This is a genomic window from Mobilitalea sibirica, assembly GCF_015999265.1.
In the GTDB taxonomy this organism is placed as follows: domain Bacteria; phylum Bacillota; class Clostridia; order Lachnospirales; family Lachnospiraceae; genus Mobilitalea; species Mobilitalea sibirica.
This window is the reverse complement of sequence record NZ_JAEAGR010000003.1, coordinates 158,299-179,064: the sequence shown is the minus strand read 5'-3', so window position 1 is coordinate 179,064 and position 20,766 is coordinate 158,299. Positions and strand designations below refer to the sequence as shown.

The window sequence follows — 20,766 nt, the reverse complement described above, 5'->3', positions numbered from 1 at the left end:
TATTACATATAAAATCACATTACTATTTTATTCTCTTTTCTGGAATAAAGATAAACTTGATTGGATAATACCTCATCATAAGCCACCTGTGTTTTGTTGACTTCTTCTACCATTCTAGTAAGAGTTTCTTTTTTACAGAATTTGTCTTTTGGTATTAGGATAATCTCGTGTATACTACTGGGAAGAATATAAAGATCAGAATTGATTTGATTGGCAAATGCACCGATAATATCGGTATAGATTAAACAGGAGGCACCATTAATGCCTTTTTGATTTGACAGAACATACATTTTAATTTGATTTGTAACATAGGAATTGCTATTCAAATGGTCTATTAAGTCTGACGGAATATCCTCTTCAATTCCTCTAAATTCGTCATACAACATTCCTTGTAATACCTCATCCATACTGCGTATGGTAGCAGGAAATAATGCTTTCGTATTATGATAGGCCAAAGCATCCAGCTCATTAACGGTAATATCCCATAGTTTGATATGTTCATTTGTAATACGTATCGACCCTATGCCCTCATCATCATTTCGAACCAGACAGTGATAGGTCAGTGCTAAATCCAAATATTTAACATGAGGCACCATATTTAACAGCTTTTTATTTCGTTCATAGCTGATAATACGATAAAAGATGAAAGGTTTCATCTCTTCCAATTCATAAGAGAAATTCTGATCCATGGAAGGGACTGAACAATGCTGATATATACAACATAAACGTTTGGCCAACTCCTCGATTGAAGTTCCTTCAAGATAAGATTCATAATAAGGTAGAAGATAAATATTCGGTGCAAAATTTTTCCCTTCCTTTAAAACCACCAGACTGTCAAGCTCTAAAGAATTATTTTTCACCACCTTATAAATCCTGACAGAATAACCATCACCCATAAGTTCATTTACCCTCTGCTTAATGGCACCAACAAAAAAATTATAGTCTGTTGTCTGCTCTTTTACTAATTGAAGCATATAACTCTTCCTCCTTATAAAATTGTTACGGTATAACTCACATAGAAAACTCTGGATTTGTGAAATACCAAAAGATTTGAATTTACAATCATGAAATATAAAAAGAAACTAATGAAACGAGAATGGATTAATATGATAAGATAATTTAAGAAGTTTGAATTACTATGGATAAACCATCAATAGAACTGCCTCTGATACTACATATAACAATTTGAAATTCCTTCCTAGTAGGCTTACTAATTTTGATTATCATGTAAAATATGACTTATCTAATCATATTCTAACAAAACATCCCATAAATTGCAAGCTTTATTTTACATATTTTTACATAATTATTTCGTAAAAATTTATCTATATTGCTCAATATTTACTCATAATCAGCGCTCAGGGCAATCAATATTTGAGAAGGAGCATAGAATGCCCACATTAGAAATGAAGAGAACAAATACATTTTTTCATAGATATGTTGCGGAAGGAAAATAAAATCTGTAAGGTTAAAGATACCAACATTAATATCACAAAGCAGGAATAGTACCATTCCTGAAGCAAACACTATATTACTGATTTTATAAGGCTTCAAAATAGCTATCTTAATAGAATAGAAGACATTCATAACAATGCTTACAAAATAAAATAAAGATGATATCAAAAGCCAATCAATAATAACGCCAAAGGCTTTTAGCATACTGCATAGCAATATTGTTATTATTGTTAGAAATATGTTTCTAATGACCCAAGCACGCAACAATTTCCTATGTTTTTTATCACCGGGAGTAAATGAAAGTCCTAAGAGATTCAGACGTATAGCGTATAGCTGTTGAACTATGATAAAGGTCCATATCCCAAATAAATAATTGTCTAAAATTAATATAAATAAATCTGAAATTACCGTAAGAAAAAGTGCTGTTCTAAGTATATAAAGATGGCTTTTGCTTGTGCCTCCATCTCTGAATAGCACATAGCAAAAGCACACTATAATCAAACTGAATTTTATGCGGTTCGATAACACCGTATTATCACCGGAAAGATCAAAGGATAGAAAAACCAAATATAATACCGTTTGCAGTGTCAGAAATAAATATCTTATTATTCTTCGCACAGCGCAAGGCTTCAAATGTCTTTCCTCCCTATTGGATATTAGGTGAATTGTCTAATTTTTTCAGAAACTGTTCTGCTATCTCCTTCGGAACCGGCTTACTGTATAAAAAGCCTTGGGCTTTATCACAGTCTGCTTCCTGTAAAAACAACTCCTGATCACTTCGTTCTACACCTTCTGCAATTACAAATAGATCTAAATTTCTTGCCAGAGTAATAATCGTCTGAATGATCTTCTGATCACATTGATCCTCCATAACCGTATCAAGGAAACTCTTATCGATCTTTAAATTGCTTACCGGAAGCCGCTTCAGATAATTCATAGAAGAATATCCTGTTCCAAAATCATCTAAGGAGAAGTGCACTCCGACATTTTTCAACTCTTGAATCGTAGAAATTGTATAATCCAAATCGTCAAGGGCAATGGATTCCGTAATCTCCAGTTCCAGTTTTTTAGGATTAACACCAGTCTCTTCAATTACATCAAAAACCTGCTTAACAAAATCTTTATCTTTAAATTGTCTGGTTGATAAGTTCACAGCCATGGTTATATCCTTATATCCAGCATCTTCCCATGCTTTTAACTGTTTACAGGCAGTATGTAGTACCCATTTACCTATAGGCACAATCAGTCCGGTCTCTTCCGCAAGGTATATAAATTCATCTGGATTAACCAGTCCCTTTGAAGGGTGATTCCAGCGTATCAACGCTTCGAAACCTACTACCTTTTTCGTAACAAGATCCATCTGAGCCTGATAAAACAAAATAAACTCATTTCTTTCTAACGCTTTTCTAAGTTCTGATTGCGTTTCAATTTTTTCAGTCAGCTTTTGATTAAAGGAGAAATCAAAATACGTATAAGTATTCTTCCCATTTGCTTTTGCAACATACATCGCAGAATCTACGTTTTTAATTAAAGCCTGAGACGTTTTTCCATCCTTTGGAGCGAAAGCCACACCGATACTGACCGTTACAAAATACTCTTTTGTTGACAAGATAAATGGATAGGAAAATACCTTGCGTATTTTCTTTATTTTATCCTCGTAATCTGCCGTATCTTTTATATTTTGTGTAAGAACTATGAACTCATCGCCACCGATTCTTGCAAGATAATCATTCTCGTCCATTGCCTGTTTTAAACGATACGTCACATCAATCAAAAGCTCATCGCCGTAGGAATGTCCTAAAGTATCATTGATATTCTTGAAATTATCCAGATCAATATCCATGATACCAACGATTTCTTCGCTGCGTAAGGTTAACATTACATTATCCAGCATCTCAGTAAAAGCTGTTCTATTAGGAAGCTCCGTAAGATAATCGGTATATGCTAACTTTTTCATATTATCCCTGTTACGGTTAAGCTCCTCGTATTTTAACGTAAGTTCATTTAAGGAACTAAGAGATGTATGATATACCGTTTCCAGTTCCTTATGACTTTGCTTTATTTTTTGATTTTCCTGTTCTGTCAGATCCACCGTTTGCTTTAATTTTCTTAATCTGGCTAATAAAACGGTAAATAGCAAAAGCATAATAACTGCTGTTGCAATGATTAAGGTTCCGACGGTTCGATTAATCATATAATCTCCCATAAGTCCTCCGATATGTTCCCCAAAACATATTCTCTTTTGTTATTTCGAAGTCAGATATTCATGTATTCCCTTCGCCGCAGCCTTTCCTGCCCCCATGGCCAGTATAACCGTAGCCGCTCCGGTTACAGCGTCTCCACCGGCGAACACACCCTCTCTGGTGGTTAAACCTGTTTCTTCATCCGCAATAATACATTTCCATTTATTAATCTCAAGCCCCTCTGTTGTAGAAGAAATCAAAGGGTTCGGACTTGTTCCGAGGGACATGATTACTGTGTCAAGTTCCATAACAAATTCTGAGTCTTTCTTTACTACCGGTCTTCTTCTGCCGGATTCATCAGGCTCACCCAATTCCATCTCTACACAACGCATACCGGATACCCATCCATCTTCATTCACAAGAATTTCTGTTGGATTCGTAAGAAGTTTAAATTTAATTCCCTCTTCCTTCGCATGATGCACCTCTTCCACTCTTGCCGGAAGCTCTGCTTCACTTCTACGATAAACTACCGTAACATCGGCTCCAAGACGCAGTGCTGTTCTGGCAGCATCCATGGCTACATTACCTCCACCGACAACGGCTACCCTCTTACCTGTAATAATAGGCGTATCATAGCTTGTATCATAAGCCTTCATCAGATTATTACGAGTCAGATATTCATTGGCTGAAAATACTCCGTTGGCATTCTCTCCGGGTATTCCCATGAATTTGGGAAGTCCTGCTCCTGAACCGATAAATACTGCTTCAAAGCCTTCGTCTTCCATTAATTCATCTATCGTAGTGGATCTTCCGATAATAACATTAGTTTCAATTTTAACACCAAGTGAAATCACATTATTAATCTCTGCTTTTACAACCTCTTCCTTAGGAAGTCTGAATTCCGGAATTCCGTATAATAATACTCCTCCCGGCTCATGAAGTGCTTCAAATATAGTTACATCGTACCCGAGCTTTGCCAATTCTCCTGCACAGGTAAGACCTGCTGGACCGGAACCGATTACTGCCACTTTTTTACCGTTCTTCTCCTTGGGAGGTTCCGGTTTAATATTGTGATTCCTTGCCCAGTCAGCTACAAAACGTTCCAGCTTTCCAATGGATACGGGATCTCCCTTAATTCCTCTGATACATACTTGTTCACACTGGGTTTCCTGTGGGCATACCCTTCCACATACGGCAGGAAGAGCAGAGTAGTCACTAATGATCTTAAAGGCAGCCTCTATATTATTATTCTCAACTTCTTTAATAAATCCGGGAATGTCGATAGAAACCGGACAACCGCTAACGCATTTTGGGTTCTTACATTGTATACATCTGGAAGCTTCCTCCATTGCTTCTTCTAATTCATATCCCAGACATACTTCATCAAAATTATGCGCCCGAACCTGTGGGTCCTGTTCTTTTATGGGAACTTTTTTCAATACATCCATTTATTATTTCCTCCAAAACCTTTTCTACAGTCAGTCTAACATATCACTTTCCTAGAACAGATAATGAAAGCTCATATAGCCTTACAGATTATCTGTACCAAAATATATTTAGGCAGACAATTTACTCCTCGTGGCATTCACAACCTTTATGGTGATGGGTATCCCCCTCTTTTTGTCGAAGAGCCTTCTTACCTTCCGCGGTTTTATACATCTGTAACCGTTTCATTGCTTCATCAAAGTTTACTAGATGACCGTCGAACTCAGGACCATCAACACAGGCAAATTTCACTTCATTTCCGATAGTCAGTCTGCATGCACCGCACATACCGGTTCCGTCTACCATAACCGGATTCATACTTACAATTGTCTTGATACCAAGCTCTTTGGTAAGAATACAAACAAATTTCATCATAATCATAGGTCCGATTGCAATCACCAGATCATACTTCTTACCCTGATGATTCACCAGATCTTTGATGCAGTCATTTACATTTCCATGAAAACCGTAGGTTCCATCATCCGTCGTTATGTATACGTTCTTAGCAACAGCTTTCATCTCATCTTCCAGTATTATAAGCTCTTTATTTCTGGCACCAATGATACAATCCACATCATAGCCGTTTTCCTTCATCCATTTTACCTGTGGATAAACAGGTGCTGCACCAACACCACCGGCAACAAAAAGGATATTCTTTTTCTTAAGTTCTTCTCTCGGCATATCTATCAGTTCTGATCTATGGCCTAAGGGGCCGGTAAAATCACGAAAAGCTTCCCCTTCTTCATATTGTGCCATTAACTGGGTTGAGGATCCAATCGCTTGAAATACTATAGTTACCGTACCCTCTTCTCTGTCATAATCACATATAGTCAGCGGAATTCTCTCGCCCTTTTCATCCATCTTTATAATCACGAATTGTCCTGGGTAGCAATTTTTCGCTACTCTGGGTGCTTTGACATCCATAAGATAAATGGAATTTGCCAAGCTTTTCTTCTTCGTAATTGTATACATGTAATCCAATGCCATTTCTATTAACCTCATTTCTTCCATAATCCAACATAGATAAATCCATATTAGGTTTATTATAAAATAGTTACTATAAAAAATCCAGTATATTTTTAGTGGATACCTTTGCTATAGCGTATTTCGGCATATTACATATAAAATTATGCTTGTATTCAGTGCTTTCTTGTATATTTATTCAACGTTATGTAATTCACATTTCTCAATTCATACATGTAATGTAAAAAAAAGCATATAATTCCTTGTTTTTATTCAGTAGCCTTTTCACTTGTTATAAAAAAAATATAACAGACTTTGAAATAATTGATGTATTAGTTCGATACACAATTTTGGATAATGTTTGCATAACTATACATTAATATTTCACGCCTGTTATTTTGTATACAAAAACTTCACAGATACAGTTTCATTAAAGCATAAGATATTTTGGTTTTAATGTCACCAACATAAACACTTCATTACATATATTGGATGCACAATCATTATATACGAAGTTTCATTGACATATTAAATTCTTGTTTCCGACATATTCCTTAGTTTTATTATAAACTCCCGATAATTATCTTCTTCTTCCTGTCGGTTTACTCCGGTACGACCCATACGATCACACCTGCAAAGCAGAGTAATTTCATGAATATCCACCTCTTCAATGAGCTTCTTTGGATTGCCGTGAGGTAGTCCCTTTAGGATATAAAGCATGTGCATATGGTACCTTACCAAAACTGAAACATTTTTTATTAAATTTTCATCTTTAGTGAAGGCATGCAAAAAATCTTCACTAAGCTTTGCACCTACCATATCATGGTCGTAGGAAGTAATTTTACCTTTTTTGTTTCTGGTTGTATCCGGTTTTCCTATATCATGAAGGAGGGCTGCCCACATAAAAACCTTAGGATCTTTACTTTTGTCTCTCACCGATGCAGCCTCATCAAGGACTAGCATCGTATGATTCCATACGCTACCCTCCGGATGATACTTTTTACTCTGTTCTGTCGACTTAAGCTTTAAAAGCATATAAAAAGGATACTCCTTAAATATCGCTTCCTCGGAAAGCTTATTTAAATAATCAGAGGGTTTCTTATCTTCTAAAATATGCTGAGTAATTTCCTCATATAAACTTTGTATCCGATTCTCTTGTGCTATCATTTTGGTTCTCCGATTGGATTCGCTTTTCTCTTACTGGTTTTTGCTCTTCCCTGTATCTCCGGAACCGGCTCTACCTTATTCTTTTGGATGTGAATTCCCGGATGACCTTCTGTGCCATGGGGTTCTTCCGGATCCGGTCTTCTCATACCTGCCTTAGCCATCTTACACCTCCTGGTTATACATCATTGTGACCAATTGATTGCCTCTTTGCATTTTTATTCTTTTGCATGTTCTCTCTGGTAAGGGGCGTTTGTCCCTTAGCCTTCTTCATCCTGGCCTTCTTATTATCCGGCTGGCTGTCTTTTGGCATATACTACCTCCTAATATTGTTAGATACCTACTCTTGGAAATATACTAATGAATGAATGTTTTCCTAAAACAGTGATCTATTCAGTACTGCATTCAAAGTAGTATAAATCATTACAAGAATAGTATGTTCAATAGTCGACAGCCTATCCAAGAAAGAATATAATACAATGAAGTTATATGCCAAGTTCCTTATATGAGGAAAGTTTTGATAAATAATGATTTGAAAAGCGACGGTCTGAGGTTAACTCTTTATCAAACCATTTCGGAGGTATAAATTTATTGGAAGTTTCCTCGTCCGGAAACTCGACTTCCGCAAATATAAGACCACTAAGTAACCCTTCAAAAATATCGAGTTCGGCGGTTAAATCCTCACTCAAAGGAATTAAATAACGAGTTTTATATATCATATTGGCATCTGTTTTGTTCTTAAGTTTCTCGTAAGCCTCTTTTGTTAATGGTAATTCAACCTCATGATTGATAATTGCGCTGCCTTCCTTTATACTATTCAAACCTTGTTTCGATTTATAGGTAAGAATATACTCCTCATTACTTTTTCTTATTCTTAGGATCGGATTATTGCACAGATAGCCCTGCTCTATTTTCTTCTTTTTATAAAGTTCCAAGTTATCCGGAATATTCTTTATTGCATATTTACGTTCAATTTCCATTTAATTTCTCCTTTTCTGTTTTACATATGTATCATGATTCCATAATTTTTATTGTATAGGAAATTCTTAACGACGGATACTAAGGCTATGAAAAATAAATTTTTATATAACTTTATAACCTGTGGCTTCTGCGGCTGGTGTATGGAATGCTTATGGACAGGATTGGATTCCATACGAAAGCATAAGGACCGGACATTAACCTGCCATACCTCTGTATGGATGTTTCCTATCTATGGAATGGCCGCATGCTTAACCCCCATTTGTAAAAAAATAAAGAGGAAAAATGCTTTCTATCGAGGAGGTGTATACGCATTATTAATTTTTCTTACGGAATACACAACCGGTGTTATTCTGAAAAAATACAAAGCATGTCCCTGGGATTACAGCAAAGCCAAATTACATTATAAAGGCGTCATTCGACTTGATTATGCTCCTGCCTGGTTTTTGGCCGGACTCTTCTTCGAAAAGATTTTAAGTAAATAATAAAAGCTTTTTTACACTACCTCAGCGTTGTAGCAAAATTAGTGGTATCTTTCAAGCAATGAGTACTGCTCTGTCTTGTTCTTCATTGCAATGTATAAATACTGTATTTTGCTACATCTCTTTTTTCTTAAAGCCATCTTATGATATATTATAACAACGATGTTGTAATACATGCAATTTAAAAATTGCAATCCCTACTGATATGAAATTATGAAGTAAGGAATAGCATATGTTTAATAAAACGCATAATTGTTTCTGACTTAATGAATAAGTATATAGGAGTGGTTGAAAGGATAGTAAAAAAGTTGTATACTGATTTTTAGGTCATGAATAATATTTTTAAGATTAATAGCAAACGGAAAACTTAACATATACTAACAATAATAAATAATGAATATGCTTTTTTATTCGACATAATTTAGGAGGCGTAAACTTTGTTAAAAGCAGTCATATTTGATATGGATGGCGTCATCATAGACAGTGAGCCCATGCATGCGAGAGCAGCTGTTTTGGCAGCAAAACAATATAATATTGATATTACTATCGAATATTGTTATAAATTTATTGGATCAACTACCTATTATATGTGCCAAATAATGGTAGATGACTTCAAACTAAAGGTTACTCCTGAAGAGCTATTAAAGGCAAATGAGGATATGAAACAATATTTATTAAAAACAGAAGGGTATAAGGTAGTGCCTTATATTATAAACTTAATACAGGATTTATATGAAAATGGTATGAGGTTAATCATAGCATCCTCCTCACCAGCCAAAGCAATCGAAGAAGTAATGGTTTCTCTTAATATAAAACAATATTTTGAAGGATATGTCTCAGGTATGATGGTAAAAAACCCAAAGCCGGCTCCGGATATATTCATGGAAGCGTTAAGAAGATTAGGTCTTGGGCCGAAGGAATGTATCGTTATCGAAGATTCAGCTAACGGAGTGAATGCAGCTGCTGCAGCCGATATAGCCTGCATAGGTTTTATGAATCCCAATTCTGGTAAGCAAAATTTAAGTAAGTCATCCTACCTAATCGAAGGATTTGAAGAGATAAATTATGCGTATATTATGAACATATATGGTATGGTTATAAATGAACCGAAAACTATAATGACAACTGAGCGATTAGTGATCCGAGAGTTAACTGCAGAGGATATCAAAGTCTTATATGAATTAAGTAAAGATCCGGATATTGAGATTTTTCTGGATGATTTTAAGGATTCACCGGAGATTGAAATCGCAAAGCACAAAGCCTACATAAAAAATGTATACCAATATTATGGATACGGACTATGGGGAATTTTCTTAAAAGATACCGGTCAATTAATCGGTCGTTGCGGTATTGAATACAAGAATATTGGCGATATCGGCGAGTACGAACTGGGCTATATGATAGGAAAACAATACCAGAGGTGCGGTTATGCAACGGAATGCGCAAGAGAAATATTATCCTATTTTTTCATCAAATATAAGGTACCCTATATCGTTGCAGTAATTGACAGAGAGAATGTCCCCTCCAACCGTCTGGCCAGTCGAATTGGAATGACAAAGGAAAATGAACTAAAAAGGCATAATCGAAACTGTTATAGATATATAATAAAAAATCATTCCTAAAAACCGAAACAATCGGATTTAAATAACCTAATAATTATATTAAGATGTACGGAGTTAATGTGGTAAATCAAGGATTATATCACAATGTGAATGACTTCTTAATGTATTGGTAGAATGGAGATAATATGAAAATCCAAAGAAACACCAAACAAAGACAATTAATTTTATCTATATTAATGGAAGCAGATAGACCTATATCTATCAATGAAATTTATAATAAAGTAATTGAAAAACTCCCATCTATAGCAAAATCGACAATTTATCGTAATATAGATATACTTCTTAAGCAAGATCTGATCGATAAATATCATTTTCATGATAATGAGATATTCTATCGGATTAAAGCTGACCAAAATGAACATAAGCATTATGTAATGTGTGATCAATGTAATAAAATGTTTGATCTTCCATCCTGCCCTATCCACGATATTGAAACTGCAATGGAAGAAGAAGGCTTTATCATACAAAAACACCAAATACAGATATCAGGTATATGTAAAAATTGTGCCGGTCGTAAACAGATCAATACAAAAAGACACAAATAAAACCTACCATAATATGGCAGGTTTTACTTTTGTGACATTATTATCTGGTTCCTCCATTACCATTGCCGGTACCGGTACCATTTGTTTCGTTATTTTGATTTCCGCCATTGGCATTGGTACCGTTGTCAGTACCTCCGTTTGTAGCTGCTCCTTGACCTCCGTTGGCACCTCCGTTCGCTCCGCCATTACCACCACCATTGGTTCCATTAATTGTACCATTTGTATTCGTGCCGTTTGTAGTGTCATTCACCGTTCCGTTTGCTGTTCCGCCATTTGTCGTACCGTTTGTTCCGCCGTTCATACCATTGTTGTCATCCTCGGTAGCGGAATTATTCATATTATCCCCATCAGCAGTACAAGCGGAAAAAGCAACCAATGAAATACAGCATAAAGCTAATAATAAACCAAATTTCTTTTTCATGGATACTCCTCCTATTAATTTAAAAATCTTTTACGTGGTTAGTATCTCACAGATTATTTGATTTATTCTTATACGATTTTACGAAAGAACTTGTTCCCATATCAAAATATTCAAAATCTCACAATTATATACTTTAATGGATTATTTTGTATACTTTGGTGGTAATTTTGCAGTAACTAAAGTTTTATAATCTTCAAGATCTTCTCTAGTTCTTATTTGAAACATAAACCATTTTCCAATTTTCATATAATCACCGGCCTGTTTATAAATATCGGCCATCTTTGTACTTAAATCCGGTAAAACATCCACCATTTTTTCATGTAATTTATAACTGATAACCATAAATACAGAGAATGCTCCTTCCTCAGGATATAAAGTACCAAAGGATTGCCCGCCCTTTTGAAATTTAATATTCCAACCCGGCTTACCCGAACATATACTGTAAGTTAATTTCGGTTTTGCTTTATATGCGTCATTCATATAGTCCATTAGCGTTTTCCATAATAGTTTTGCATCGCCACCGATATACTCTTCAATCTCAGTCATGGTTGGTTGTTTTTCAGACGGAAATAGCTCTTTCCACTCCATAATAATCCTCCTTCTGCAATGTATACTAACATCGCATAAATAATTGATTTAGTGTGAGTTAAATGTATTACTATGAAAATGCTTGTAAAATCAAACATTTAATTCTGAAGTGTACGTAGTATATATTACTTTTAAGAATTTTTTCTGAGTAAGATATATATGCTATATATTAGAGTTTAATCTGTCTGATTATGGTTTAAATTCAGTCATATCACCACGAAAACGCAAAGGAAGATTATTACGTTGTAATTTAGGATTGGTTCGTTCCTTTATTGCGATACTATCAAAAAAAGTCTTCCATAAGTCTTGATACTCATCCTCTTCACAAGAAATGTCTTCAAAGAGATTAACATTATAATCCGATATTTGTACAATAAACCAAGGTCTGCCCGGAATATGAACGGAGGCTGTTTTACGATTTTCATCATATATGACAAATTTTTCATTGGATAATCGATCTGCAAAATGAGAAGAAATCAAAGATAATACATTATTTTTGGGGTGAATCACCGATGTAAGTAAACCGGACTCCTGTTTTGAAAAACGGACAAATCCCAAAAAATGATGTGCTTCATAACTAACATAGCGGTTGATTTTGAAAACCGTACTTACAACCTCTTCGCTTAAATGCTCCATAATACCTGACCCAATTTGAAAGCCTCGAATTAAAAAACGATAAATTAAGTCGGCTTTTCCTATATGATTGGACAGGGCCACCCTGCATACAATCTGATAAACTTCTTCAGAAATTTTATTTTTAATCGATCTCGAGACCTTCATCGCTAAATCATAGTCCGTTTTCACCGTAATATAATCTGAAAATAGTTCCATATTAGAATAACTATGATCTTCACATTCTTCTTCGATTTTAACATTCGAATGCCCATATCCTGAGCTCCAAGCTACGTACACCGCAGTAAAGATACCATCTATGCTGTTCTCACACAAAAAAATCTTTATCGTACTCATAACTACCAACCTTATCAAACTATCATATTTAGAGACTAATTATATTGTATTAAAGATAACCTACCCAATAATTTTTATAAACTATTGTGCTATATATTTGCAATTTTCATGGCTTGGCTTGGATTAATTTGGAAGTTAACATCATCAAACAAGGAAAGTTGCTGATAAGTAATATCTTTATCAATACCAAAGGGCAGCCTGTCTTTTATAGACAGAAGCTGTCTGGTAATAAAATTCTCATCTATTTTAATTGGATACATCGTTCTACCATTACAGGTGATAAAATAAACTGCCCGCTTTAAAACAATTCCCAGACGCTTTAAATCCTTAAAATCAAGTACCGCACTTTTTCTCGCCATAATAATTCTACGGGCTGAGTTTGTACCAATTCCAGGAACACGAAGTAAGGTATAATAATCTGCCTTATTCACTTCTACCGGAAACAAATCCAGATGGCGCAATGCCCAATCACATTTCGGGTCTAAAAGAACATTAAAGTTGGGATTTTTTTCATCCAACAATTCATTTGTATGAAAACCATAGAACCGCAATAACCAATCGGCTTGATAAAGCCGGTGTTCTCTAAGAAGTGGCGGTCCCTGTGTGGTAGCAGGTAATCTATTATCCTGATTTATATTCATAAAAGCAGAGTAGAAAACCCGTTTTAAATCAAAGTTATCATACAAGGCCTGTGACACAGACATAATCTGATAGTCGGTTTCTTTGGTTGCACCGATAATGATTTGGGTACTTTGACCGGCAGGAACATATCTGCGATTAATCCCAACCGGCTTCTGATAAGGAACCAGACTTGTTTTGGTTGTAACAATTTCTTTGATATCATTATCTTCTCTACCAGTTATCATCTTTGGAGATGATACTGTATTGTCTGTTATCCCAATAAATTCCTTATTATGTTCCCTTCTTAACTGAATTTGACGTATCGGCTTTAAAATATTCTTTCTGTTTTTATGGGGCGCAAGCTCTTTCAAGCTTTCAGCCGTGGGCAGTTCTAAATTCACGCTCATTCGGTCCGTATACCATCCCAAGGTTTCAATCAACACCGGATCTGCTCCAGGAATAGCTTTGCAATGAATGTATCCGTTAAAACGGTGCACTTCTCTAAGAAGCCTGATCGTTTCCAGAATTAATTCCATCGTATAATTGGGACTTACTAAGATGCCGGAGCTTAAGAATAGACCTTCAATATAGTTCCTTTTGTAAAATTCCATCGTAAGCTCACATACCTCCTGCGGAGTAAAGGAAGCTCTGACTATATCATTGGAGGATCGGTTAATGCAGTATTTACAGTCAAAAATACATTCATTGGTAAATAATATTTTTAGAAGGGAGATGCATCTACCGTCAGCTGAAAAGCTGTGGCATATGCCACAGGCAACGCTATTGCCCATACTTCCCTGAGATCCTTTGCGGTCTACCCCGCTTGAGGTACAGGCTACATCATACTTTGCAGCGTCTGACAATATTTCAAGTTTTCTCTGAAGGGACATATTCTCCTGTATTACCATATCAATTCTCCTGTGGTTGCAAACATTTGTTCTTACTATGCCATTGTAACAAAATATCTATTTTTTGTCAATCAAAACTAAAACATTTGTTCTGTTGTTTCCATCGTATACGATTTATTTTCCTAATTATTATACCGCAATGTCTTATTCTATTTTAGACCTAATACATGATAAATTTTTGCAATGTCTTCAAACCATTCGCACGCTTAATCTTGGGCGCAAAAAAGTACTGTTCATGGTTGTCCATGAACAGTACTTTTTCTATGTATATATTTAGGGGATCAAGAGATTAATTTAATCATAGCTGCCTCTTATCCATAATTCTCGTCTTGAAACTAGTTGAAAATAAGACAGCAGCTAAGTTAAGCTTATTATATCATCTATTTATCTAAATGTAAGATAGAAATCTTATCAACCGTCTACGCATCATATAAGTAAAAACCACCCAATTAGTTGTATATTTTATACACCTTTTTTTTGTCACAATCTGTGATATAATATATTTGGAATACTTTATTTTACGTAAAGTAAAGCAAACCTTTACACGAAAACGTGTTAGAAGATGGAACTTTGGAGGATATATGGCTCTTACTATTATTTTTATGATATTTTTCTCAATCGTTCTTGCTATCCGAAATTATAAGAATCGTAATAATCTTCTATTTATTCTTATGGTTTTGGGAATGAGCATCTCTATGTTTACCATCGTTTCCGAAATATACAAAAGCAGTAATTATCTGGTTCCATCCTATTATGTATATAGTGGGATTGAATACAAGATGTTTCTGTTCTTAAGTCAGGTTTTTAGACTTCCTCTCAGCAATTTGCTAATACTTCGAAACTTAGGAATTATTACTTATCTGATTGCCATAATGCTGTTCGTTATAACATTTAGTACCAATGTAAAAAGCAAACATCAGGGAATCAAACCGGTTGGACATTTTATCAGATATTTAGGACTGGTTGCATATCCCATCCTATATTATGTATTCTATCATCCGAATACAGCTTATAATTTCTACCTATTTCGACATTCTCTACAGGATGAAAGCAGTAAATTATTGTGGATCAGACTTGTAACCATTACCGATTTTATTATGGTTTGTATTGCTTTCCTTTACCTATTATACCCCGTTGTATTACTAATCCTTAGCCACAGAAAGAATAAAATCACCTTTTTTTCAGAACAGCTTCTTGGCCTAGCCTTAAGCTTAAGCCTGCTAAACTCGATATTTTTCATGGTTTTCTTTACAGGAGCTTTTAAAACCTCGGTTAATTCTGTGTTCAGCTCAGCCTTTTGGCGCTATAAGCTGGCCGTAATCGTTCCTACCTATTATGCAACAGCAATGCCGGTACTGTCCTTAATCATATTAATGATCATATTGTATATTACGATTAAGTTTAAGACGGATAGTCTGATTAACGGAATTAAAGAACGGTCCATAAAGAAAAATTTAAGTTCATTAAATTCCAACTTAAAGGATGTACTGCATTCCAATAAGAATGTGATGTTTAATATGAAGATTTTAGCTCAGGAAGCTATTCATAATTATGGAACATCTGAGGGACAGAAAAAACTGGAGAAAATATTAGCCCTAAGCGACAGTCACATGAATGCTATCTCTAAAGCACTGGATAATATCCGTGAATTAAAGATGCGCACAATTAAAAACAATTTAATCGACGCTGTTGAAACGGCACTGAGTGAAACCGCTATCCCTGAATACATTACTGTAACGAAAACATATCATGATACCAATGTGTTTTGTAATTTTGACATGTATCATATGACGCAGGTAATTGCTAATCTGATTACCAATTCAATCGATGCTATTAAAAGCCGTGAAAACAGTAATGCAACAATTAACATTATCGTTGATTCCAGTAAGGATTGGATTTATTTATCCATACAAGATAGTGGTTGTGGAATACCCAAGAGATTACTTAATAAGATCTTTAATCCCTATTTTTCTACGAAATCAAAGCAAAACAATTGGGGAATAGGATTATCCTATGTGTTTCGAGTTATCAATTCTCACTTTGGCCATATCCGTATTAAAAGTAAACCCGGTGAATATACCAATGTTGAGATTCTGTTACCCAGGAGTACAAAATAGCATCTCCTTGTATTATAATTGATATTATGTGGTAAAAGTTATGAATAAGAAAATACTTAACAGAATATTGATGCCTTATTCTATGTAATTAATATTTCTGTTATGTTTACATTTAACTTATGATAACAAGTGAATTATAGATTGATGTTTAATAGAAACCGCGAACAAACAGCAATAGAAAAGAGGTTTATATGGATAAGATCAAGATATTAGTTGTAGATGATATAGCAGATATTAGAGAGTATTTTTCCATGATTCTGTCTAAAGAACCGGACATGGATGTCGTAGGCTTAGCCTCCTCCGGAGTAGAAGCCATTCAAAAGGCCAGAGAATTAAAGCCTGATGTTATTCTTATGGATATTCAGATGGAAACCAGAACCGCAGGAATTGATGCTACCAATGCAATAAAAAGCTTCAATCCAAATATCAGAGTTATTATATTAACGATACACGAGGAAGATGAATTTTTATTCCAAGCTTATTGTGCAGGGGTTATGGATTATATCGTTAAAACCGATTCTATAACACAGATTCTAAACTCCATACGAACGGTATATGCGAACAAATTAATGCTTCGTCCCGGTGTAGCAGATAAAATTATAGATGAGTTTACCCGATTAAAAACACAACAGGAAAGTCTTATCTATATATTAAATATTATTTCAAAGTTAACCAACAGTGAATTTGAGATCCTCAAATGTTTTTATGAGGGTAACTCCTATAAAACCATCTCAGAGACCAGATTTGTGTCTCAGGCAACCATAAAAAGTCAGGTGAATTCCATCCTTAAAAAATTCGAAATGAAAACCATGAAGGATGTTGTAAAACTCTTAAAACAGATGAATTTCTCCGAGATCATCAAAGGAACTATGACCTAGCAAATCTTTATAATAAGGCGCTGTTATATAACAGAGAGCGAAAAAAGACAGGGTTGTTTCCTGATTATAATTCATAATAAGACGGGACATAGGATTTCCCTAAATGCACTATTTGGAGAACATCTTCTTTAAATTGTCTGCCTGATGCGAACATGGAATGTACGTATCAGGCAGAGCAATTTAGGGAAGGTGTACTCCAACGAGTGTGTGTGGGAAACCTTATGTCCCGTCTTAATTCAAATCAGTTAGTATAGGAAACAACCCTGTCTTTTTTCTCCTATCAGCCCAGTTATACAACAGCGGCTTAGTTATCACGATTACTTTATCTTTCTATATACTCGAAATAATCAAAATCTGCTTCTTTTCTCTGCCCCGATAAATCCTGGCAGCATAATCCGACGAAGGCTCCGGTAAATCGGTTCGGCTCAGTATATTCATCCGATAAGATGCTGGCATCAAATTCCGGCCCTATTTTAATCCACTCTTCGCCATCCTTGGAGTAGTAAAACTGCAGAATATGGTAATCTACTTCAACTCTTAGGTAACACTTCTCCCAATCGTTAATTACGATCTTCTCTTTCAGCGGTTCGTCAAATACTCCTGCATCCCTTTTTAGAATTTCTAAAACCTTACCCTTCTCCTCATCTAAGGTAATATGCAGATAATAGAAATTATTGTTATCATACATTGTAACCAGACCGGCCTGTTGCTGGAAGATATCCGGTTCAAATTCCACAACGGTTGAGGCAGTATAACAAAAGGCCTGCTGACGTCTGGCGATCAAGCTTTGATGGAACTTTGAACCTAAGGATTCGCTTCCCCTAAGCCGCAGATATCCGGGTCTGTCTGTTAAAGATAAATACTCTTTTTCAAGAGGCATCCTAAGAGTTTGATAGTGGATATTTAGCTCACTGCTGTTAAAATCATCTCTATGGGGTTCTTCCTCCCATTTCACTTCCTTAACATTCGGTGCAGGAACAGTTACCTGTGGTTTATTACCTCCTGCCTCCAGATAGATCCAATCATCCTCACGCCAAACCATCTTTTGAATTGCTGTCTCTCTACCGAGAATACAGCGTCCTCTTGAGGGTATCGGCCTTCCGCATAAATGAACCATATACCATTCTCCCTCCGGGGTCTCCACTAAATCCCCATGTCCCGCTCTTTGCAGTACTAAGGTTGGATCTGTCCAGGAGGTTAAAATTGGATTTGTTGGATGAACTTCATAGGGACCTAAAAGATCCTTTGATCTGGCAAAGGTAACTGCATGCTTAAAGCGGGTTCCTCCCTCTGCTGTCAGCAGATAGTAATATCCGTTTCTTTTATATAAATGTGGTCCTTCCACCAGACCCAGCTCTGTTCCTTTAAAGATATTGGTAATAGGACCCACCAAACGTTCTTCCTCCGGTGAATATTCCTGTAATACAATACCGGCAAATTGATTTTTACCTTTTCTATGATCCCATAATTGGTTTACCAGATATTTTCGTCCATCGTCATCATGAAAAAGGGATGGGTCAAATCCACTGCTGTTTAGATAAATTGGTTCCGACCATTCCCCGGTAATATCTGTCGTTGTAACCAGATAATTATGAAGATCCCTAGCTCCGCCATAGGTCCAAAGCTTAACATTGGTATAAATCAGATAGAAAACACCCTTATCATAGGACAGACAAGGGGCCCATACTCCTTCGGAACCGGACGCACCTCGCATGTCCAATTGTGATACTCTATTTAATGGTCTGGCAATCAACTTCCAGTTTATCAAGTCCTTGGAATGATGGATTTGTACTCCTGGAAACCACTCAAAGGTAGAGGTAGCGATATAATAATCCTCCCCAACACGAAGAATAGAGGGATCCGGATTAAAGCCCTTTAAAATTGGATTCGTAATTGTATTCAATGTATTTCCTCCTCGCATGATATTGTATATGATTTTATCAAATTTTATCTTATCCGTTAATCACTTCTCTTCCCATATGAAGTGGTCCATAAAAAAGATAATTTTTTTAATCATATTACCAATATTAACATAGTAATATCTTAATTAAAACGCTTTCGTTCATTTTCGATTTTATTAAAATGCATATTTATTATTCTCATCTGCATTTACTTTTCATTCAAATCCATCCATAGCTCCCATAATTCTCCTGTGTTTTTCTGTCTTGCTTTTGTATAAATAGGTGCTGCTGCAAATTTATATATTTGCATCAGCACCTATTGAGGGGGAGTAAATAATGAATTCGGTATACTTTTTTTGTCTACCGTAATGATAATGGCAATAATTTTACAGCATCTTATTGATTTGATTTCCTTCTAACCAGGAATAAATGTTGTTAAATGTGATCTGTGCTCTTTTTACCATGGATTCTTTCGTTGCAAAAGCAACGTGCGGTGTTAACAGAGCGTTGTCCGCACCAAAAAGAACATGGTCTACCGGTAACGGCGGTTCAATTTCAAATACATCAATTGCAGCACCGGCCAATTTCTTCTCCTTTAATGCCTGAGCGGTTGCCTCAATATCAATTACCGGACCTCTTGCACAATTAATCAAGAGTGCGTTCGGTTTCATAAGCTTCAAATTGTCTTTATTGATAAGACCTATGGTCTCATCTATCAGAGGTACATGAAGCGTTACGATATCGCTTTCCTTTAAAAGCTCTTCCAAACCAACATATTGAATGCCCAATGATTTCGCTTCTTCCTTTTCTACTGTATCATAACCTAAGAGGTTACATCCAAAAGCTTTTAGTAATTCTGCTGTTTTTAAACCGATTGCACCGGTACCAACAATACCAACCGTCTTTCCTGCCAGTTCAAAGCCTACAAGACCATCTTTGGTCTTGCCCTGTCTTACAACCGTATTACACTCCACCAGGTTTCTTAATTTACTTATAATCATACCAATAACAAGCTCGGCTACGGATTGATTACTATAACCTGCCGCATTGGACACTTTAACACCCTTTTCAACGCAGGCTGCTTTATCTATATGATCAATTCCTGTAAAAGCGACAGAGATAAACTTCAACTGATCCAATGACTTAATCACTTCACCCGGTAAGGGATTGTTCGCGATAATTAAAGCATCTGCTCCTTCAGCTCGTTTCTTTAACTCTTCCACATCCCGTGTAACTGTATCAAAAGCGACAAACTCATGATTCTCATCTTTTAATCGTTTTGATAATTCAACAATAATTTCATCACTTACGCTCAAAGGCTCCAACATTGCGATTTTCATAAAATAACCTCCAATTATTTAATATTTGTATATTATTATAACAAAGTGTCAAAATTATCTTCCATGCTTTCCATATACAATATATTGCCATATGTTTGTAGAAATGTGTAGCGCACCTTTTGACACTTAATCATGTTATCCATGTC

Annotated in this window: 20 protein-coding genes; 5 read left to right on the top strand and 15 right to left on the bottom strand. The window is 35.7% G+C overall.

The genetic code is table 11. The features are described from left to right. Positions 1 to 14 precede the first annotated feature (14 nt). From I5677_RS04365 to I5677_RS04330, 9 genes are all read right to left on the bottom strand, one after another. Positions 15 to 974, bottom strand: a complete 960-nt coding sequence (locus tag I5677_RS04365; RefSeq protein ID WP_197660351.1) for a DUF5688 family protein — start codon at positions 972 to 974, stop codon at positions 15 to 17. A gap of 367 nt (positions 975 to 1,341) precedes the next feature. Next, a complete protein-coding gene (locus I5677_RS04360; RefSeq protein ID WP_197660350.1) occupies positions 1,342 to 2,088 on the bottom strand; it encodes a hypothetical protein in 747 nt (248 codons plus the stop codon). Between the two features lie 13 nt (positions 2,089 to 2,101). Then, positions 2,102 to 3,661, bottom strand: a complete 1,560-nt coding sequence (locus tag I5677_RS04355) for a putative bifunctional diguanylate cyclase/phosphodiesterase (protein ID WP_197660349.1) — start codon at positions 3,659 to 3,661, stop codon at positions 2,102 to 2,104. 39 nt (positions 3,662 to 3,700) lie between these two features. After that, the gene (gltA, locus tag I5677_RS04350; RefSeq protein WP_197660348.1) at positions 3,701 to 5,086 is read right to left on the bottom strand and encodes an NADPH-dependent glutamate synthase; all 1,386 of its coding nucleotides are present in this window, start codon (positions 5,084 to 5,086) and stop codon (positions 3,701 to 3,703) included. Positions 5,087 to 5,207: 121 nt separating this feature from the next. Then, positions 5,208 to 6,095 carry a sulfide/dihydroorotate dehydrogenase-like FAD/NAD-binding protein gene (locus I5677_RS04345; protein WP_197660515.1) on the bottom strand — a complete coding sequence of 296 codons (888 nt, stop codon included), beginning with the start codon at positions 6,093 to 6,095 and terminating at the stop codon, positions 5,208 to 5,210. 519 nt (positions 6,096 to 6,614) lie between these two features. Beyond that, complete coding sequence (locus I5677_RS04340; protein WP_197660347.1) at positions 6,615 to 7,253, bottom strand: HDIG domain-containing metalloprotein; 639 nt, start codon at positions 7,251 to 7,253, stop codon at positions 6,615 to 6,617. After that, positions 7,250 to 7,414, bottom strand: coding sequence for a hypothetical protein (locus I5677_RS04335; RefSeq protein ID WP_197660346.1), 165 nt, complete (start codon positions 7,412 to 7,414; stop codon positions 7,250 to 7,252). Before I5677_RS04335 ends, I5677_RS04340 begins: the two co-directional genes overlap by 4 nt. Before the next feature lie 14 nt (positions 7,415 to 7,428). After that, on the bottom strand, positions 7,429 to 7,563 hold the full coding sequence (locus I5677_RS17305) for a hypothetical protein (protein WP_279380740.1): 135 nt from the start codon (positions 7,561 to 7,563) through the stop codon (positions 7,429 to 7,431). A gap of 172 nt (positions 7,564 to 7,735) precedes the next feature. Then, positions 7,736 to 8,230, bottom strand: a complete 495-nt coding sequence (locus I5677_RS04330; protein WP_197660345.1) for a CYTH domain-containing protein — start codon at positions 8,228 to 8,230, stop codon at positions 7,736 to 7,738. A gap of 87 nt (positions 8,231 to 8,317) precedes the next feature. Between I5677_RS04330 and I5677_RS04325 the strand changes: the two genes are divergently transcribed. From I5677_RS04325 to I5677_RS04315, 3 genes are all read left to right on the top strand, one after another. Continuing rightward, a complete protein-coding gene (locus tag I5677_RS04325) occupies positions 8,318 to 8,713 on the top strand; it encodes a putative ABC transporter permease (protein ID WP_197660344.1) in 396 nt (131 codons plus the stop codon). Between the two features lie 434 nt (positions 8,714 to 9,147). Then, the gene (locus I5677_RS04320) at positions 9,148 to 10,332 is read left to right on the top strand and encodes a GNAT family N-acetyltransferase (protein WP_197660343.1); all 1,185 of its coding nucleotides are present in this window, start codon (positions 9,148 to 9,150) and stop codon (positions 10,330 to 10,332) included. Between the two features lie 125 nt (positions 10,333 to 10,457). Continuing rightward, the gene (locus I5677_RS04315; RefSeq protein ID WP_197660342.1) at positions 10,458 to 10,877 is read left to right on the top strand and encodes a Fur family transcriptional regulator; all 420 of its coding nucleotides are present in this window, start codon (positions 10,458 to 10,460) and stop codon (positions 10,875 to 10,877) included. A 40-nt stretch (positions 10,878 to 10,917) separates the two neighbouring features. Here I5677_RS04315 and I5677_RS04310 read toward each other — a convergent pair whose 3' ends face one another. The 4 genes from I5677_RS04310 to I5677_RS04295 all read right to left on the bottom strand — a co-directional run bounded on the left by I5677_RS04310 (position 10,918) and on the right by I5677_RS04295 (position 14,384). Continuing rightward, positions 10,918 to 11,298: a hypothetical protein gene (locus I5677_RS04310; RefSeq protein WP_197660341.1), complete on the bottom strand. Its 381-nt coding sequence runs from the start codon at positions 11,296 to 11,298 to the stop codon at positions 10,918 to 10,920. A 141-nt stretch (positions 11,299 to 11,439) separates the two neighbouring features. Beyond that, entirely contained in the window at positions 11,440 to 11,886 is a 447-nt protein-coding gene (locus tag I5677_RS04305) for a DUF3788 domain-containing protein (RefSeq protein WP_197660340.1), read from the bottom strand. 189 nt (positions 11,887 to 12,075) lie between these two features. After that, positions 12,076 to 12,855: a TIGR03915 family putative DNA repair protein gene (locus tag I5677_RS04300; protein ID WP_197660339.1), complete on the bottom strand. Its 780-nt coding sequence runs from the start codon at positions 12,853 to 12,855 to the stop codon at positions 12,076 to 12,078. An 89-nt stretch (positions 12,856 to 12,944) separates the two neighbouring features. Continuing rightward, on the bottom strand, positions 12,945 to 14,384 hold the full coding sequence (locus I5677_RS04295; RefSeq protein WP_197660338.1) for a putative DNA modification/repair radical SAM protein: 1,440 nt from the start codon (positions 14,382 to 14,384) through the stop codon (positions 12,945 to 12,947). A 581-nt stretch (positions 14,385 to 14,965) separates the two neighbouring features. On the opposite strand from I5677_RS04295, the gene I5677_RS04290 reads away from it, so the two are divergent. Beyond that, positions 14,966 to 16,501, top strand: a complete 1,536-nt coding sequence (locus I5677_RS04290) for a sensor histidine kinase (RefSeq protein ID WP_197660337.1) — start codon at positions 14,966 to 14,968, stop codon at positions 16,499 to 16,501. A gap of 191 nt (positions 16,502 to 16,692) precedes the next feature. Beyond that, positions 16,693 to 17,379 carry a response regulator transcription factor gene (locus I5677_RS04285; protein ID WP_197660336.1) on the top strand — a complete coding sequence of 229 codons (687 nt, stop codon included), beginning with the start codon at positions 16,693 to 16,695 and terminating at the stop codon, positions 17,377 to 17,379. A 322-nt stretch (positions 17,380 to 17,701) separates the two neighbouring features. On the opposite strand, the gene I5677_RS04280 is transcribed toward I5677_RS04285, so the two are convergent. Further along, positions 17,702 to 19,282, bottom strand: coding sequence for a glycoside hydrolase family 43 protein (locus I5677_RS04280; RefSeq protein WP_197660335.1), 1,581 nt, complete (start codon positions 19,280 to 19,282; stop codon positions 17,702 to 17,704). A gap of 384 nt (positions 19,283 to 19,666) precedes the next feature. Next, on the bottom strand, positions 19,667 to 20,620 hold the full coding sequence (locus tag I5677_RS04275; protein ID WP_197660334.1) for a 2-hydroxyacid dehydrogenase: 954 nt from the start codon (positions 20,618 to 20,620) through the stop codon (positions 19,667 to 19,669). Positions 20,621 to 20,766: the final 146 nt, after the last annotated feature.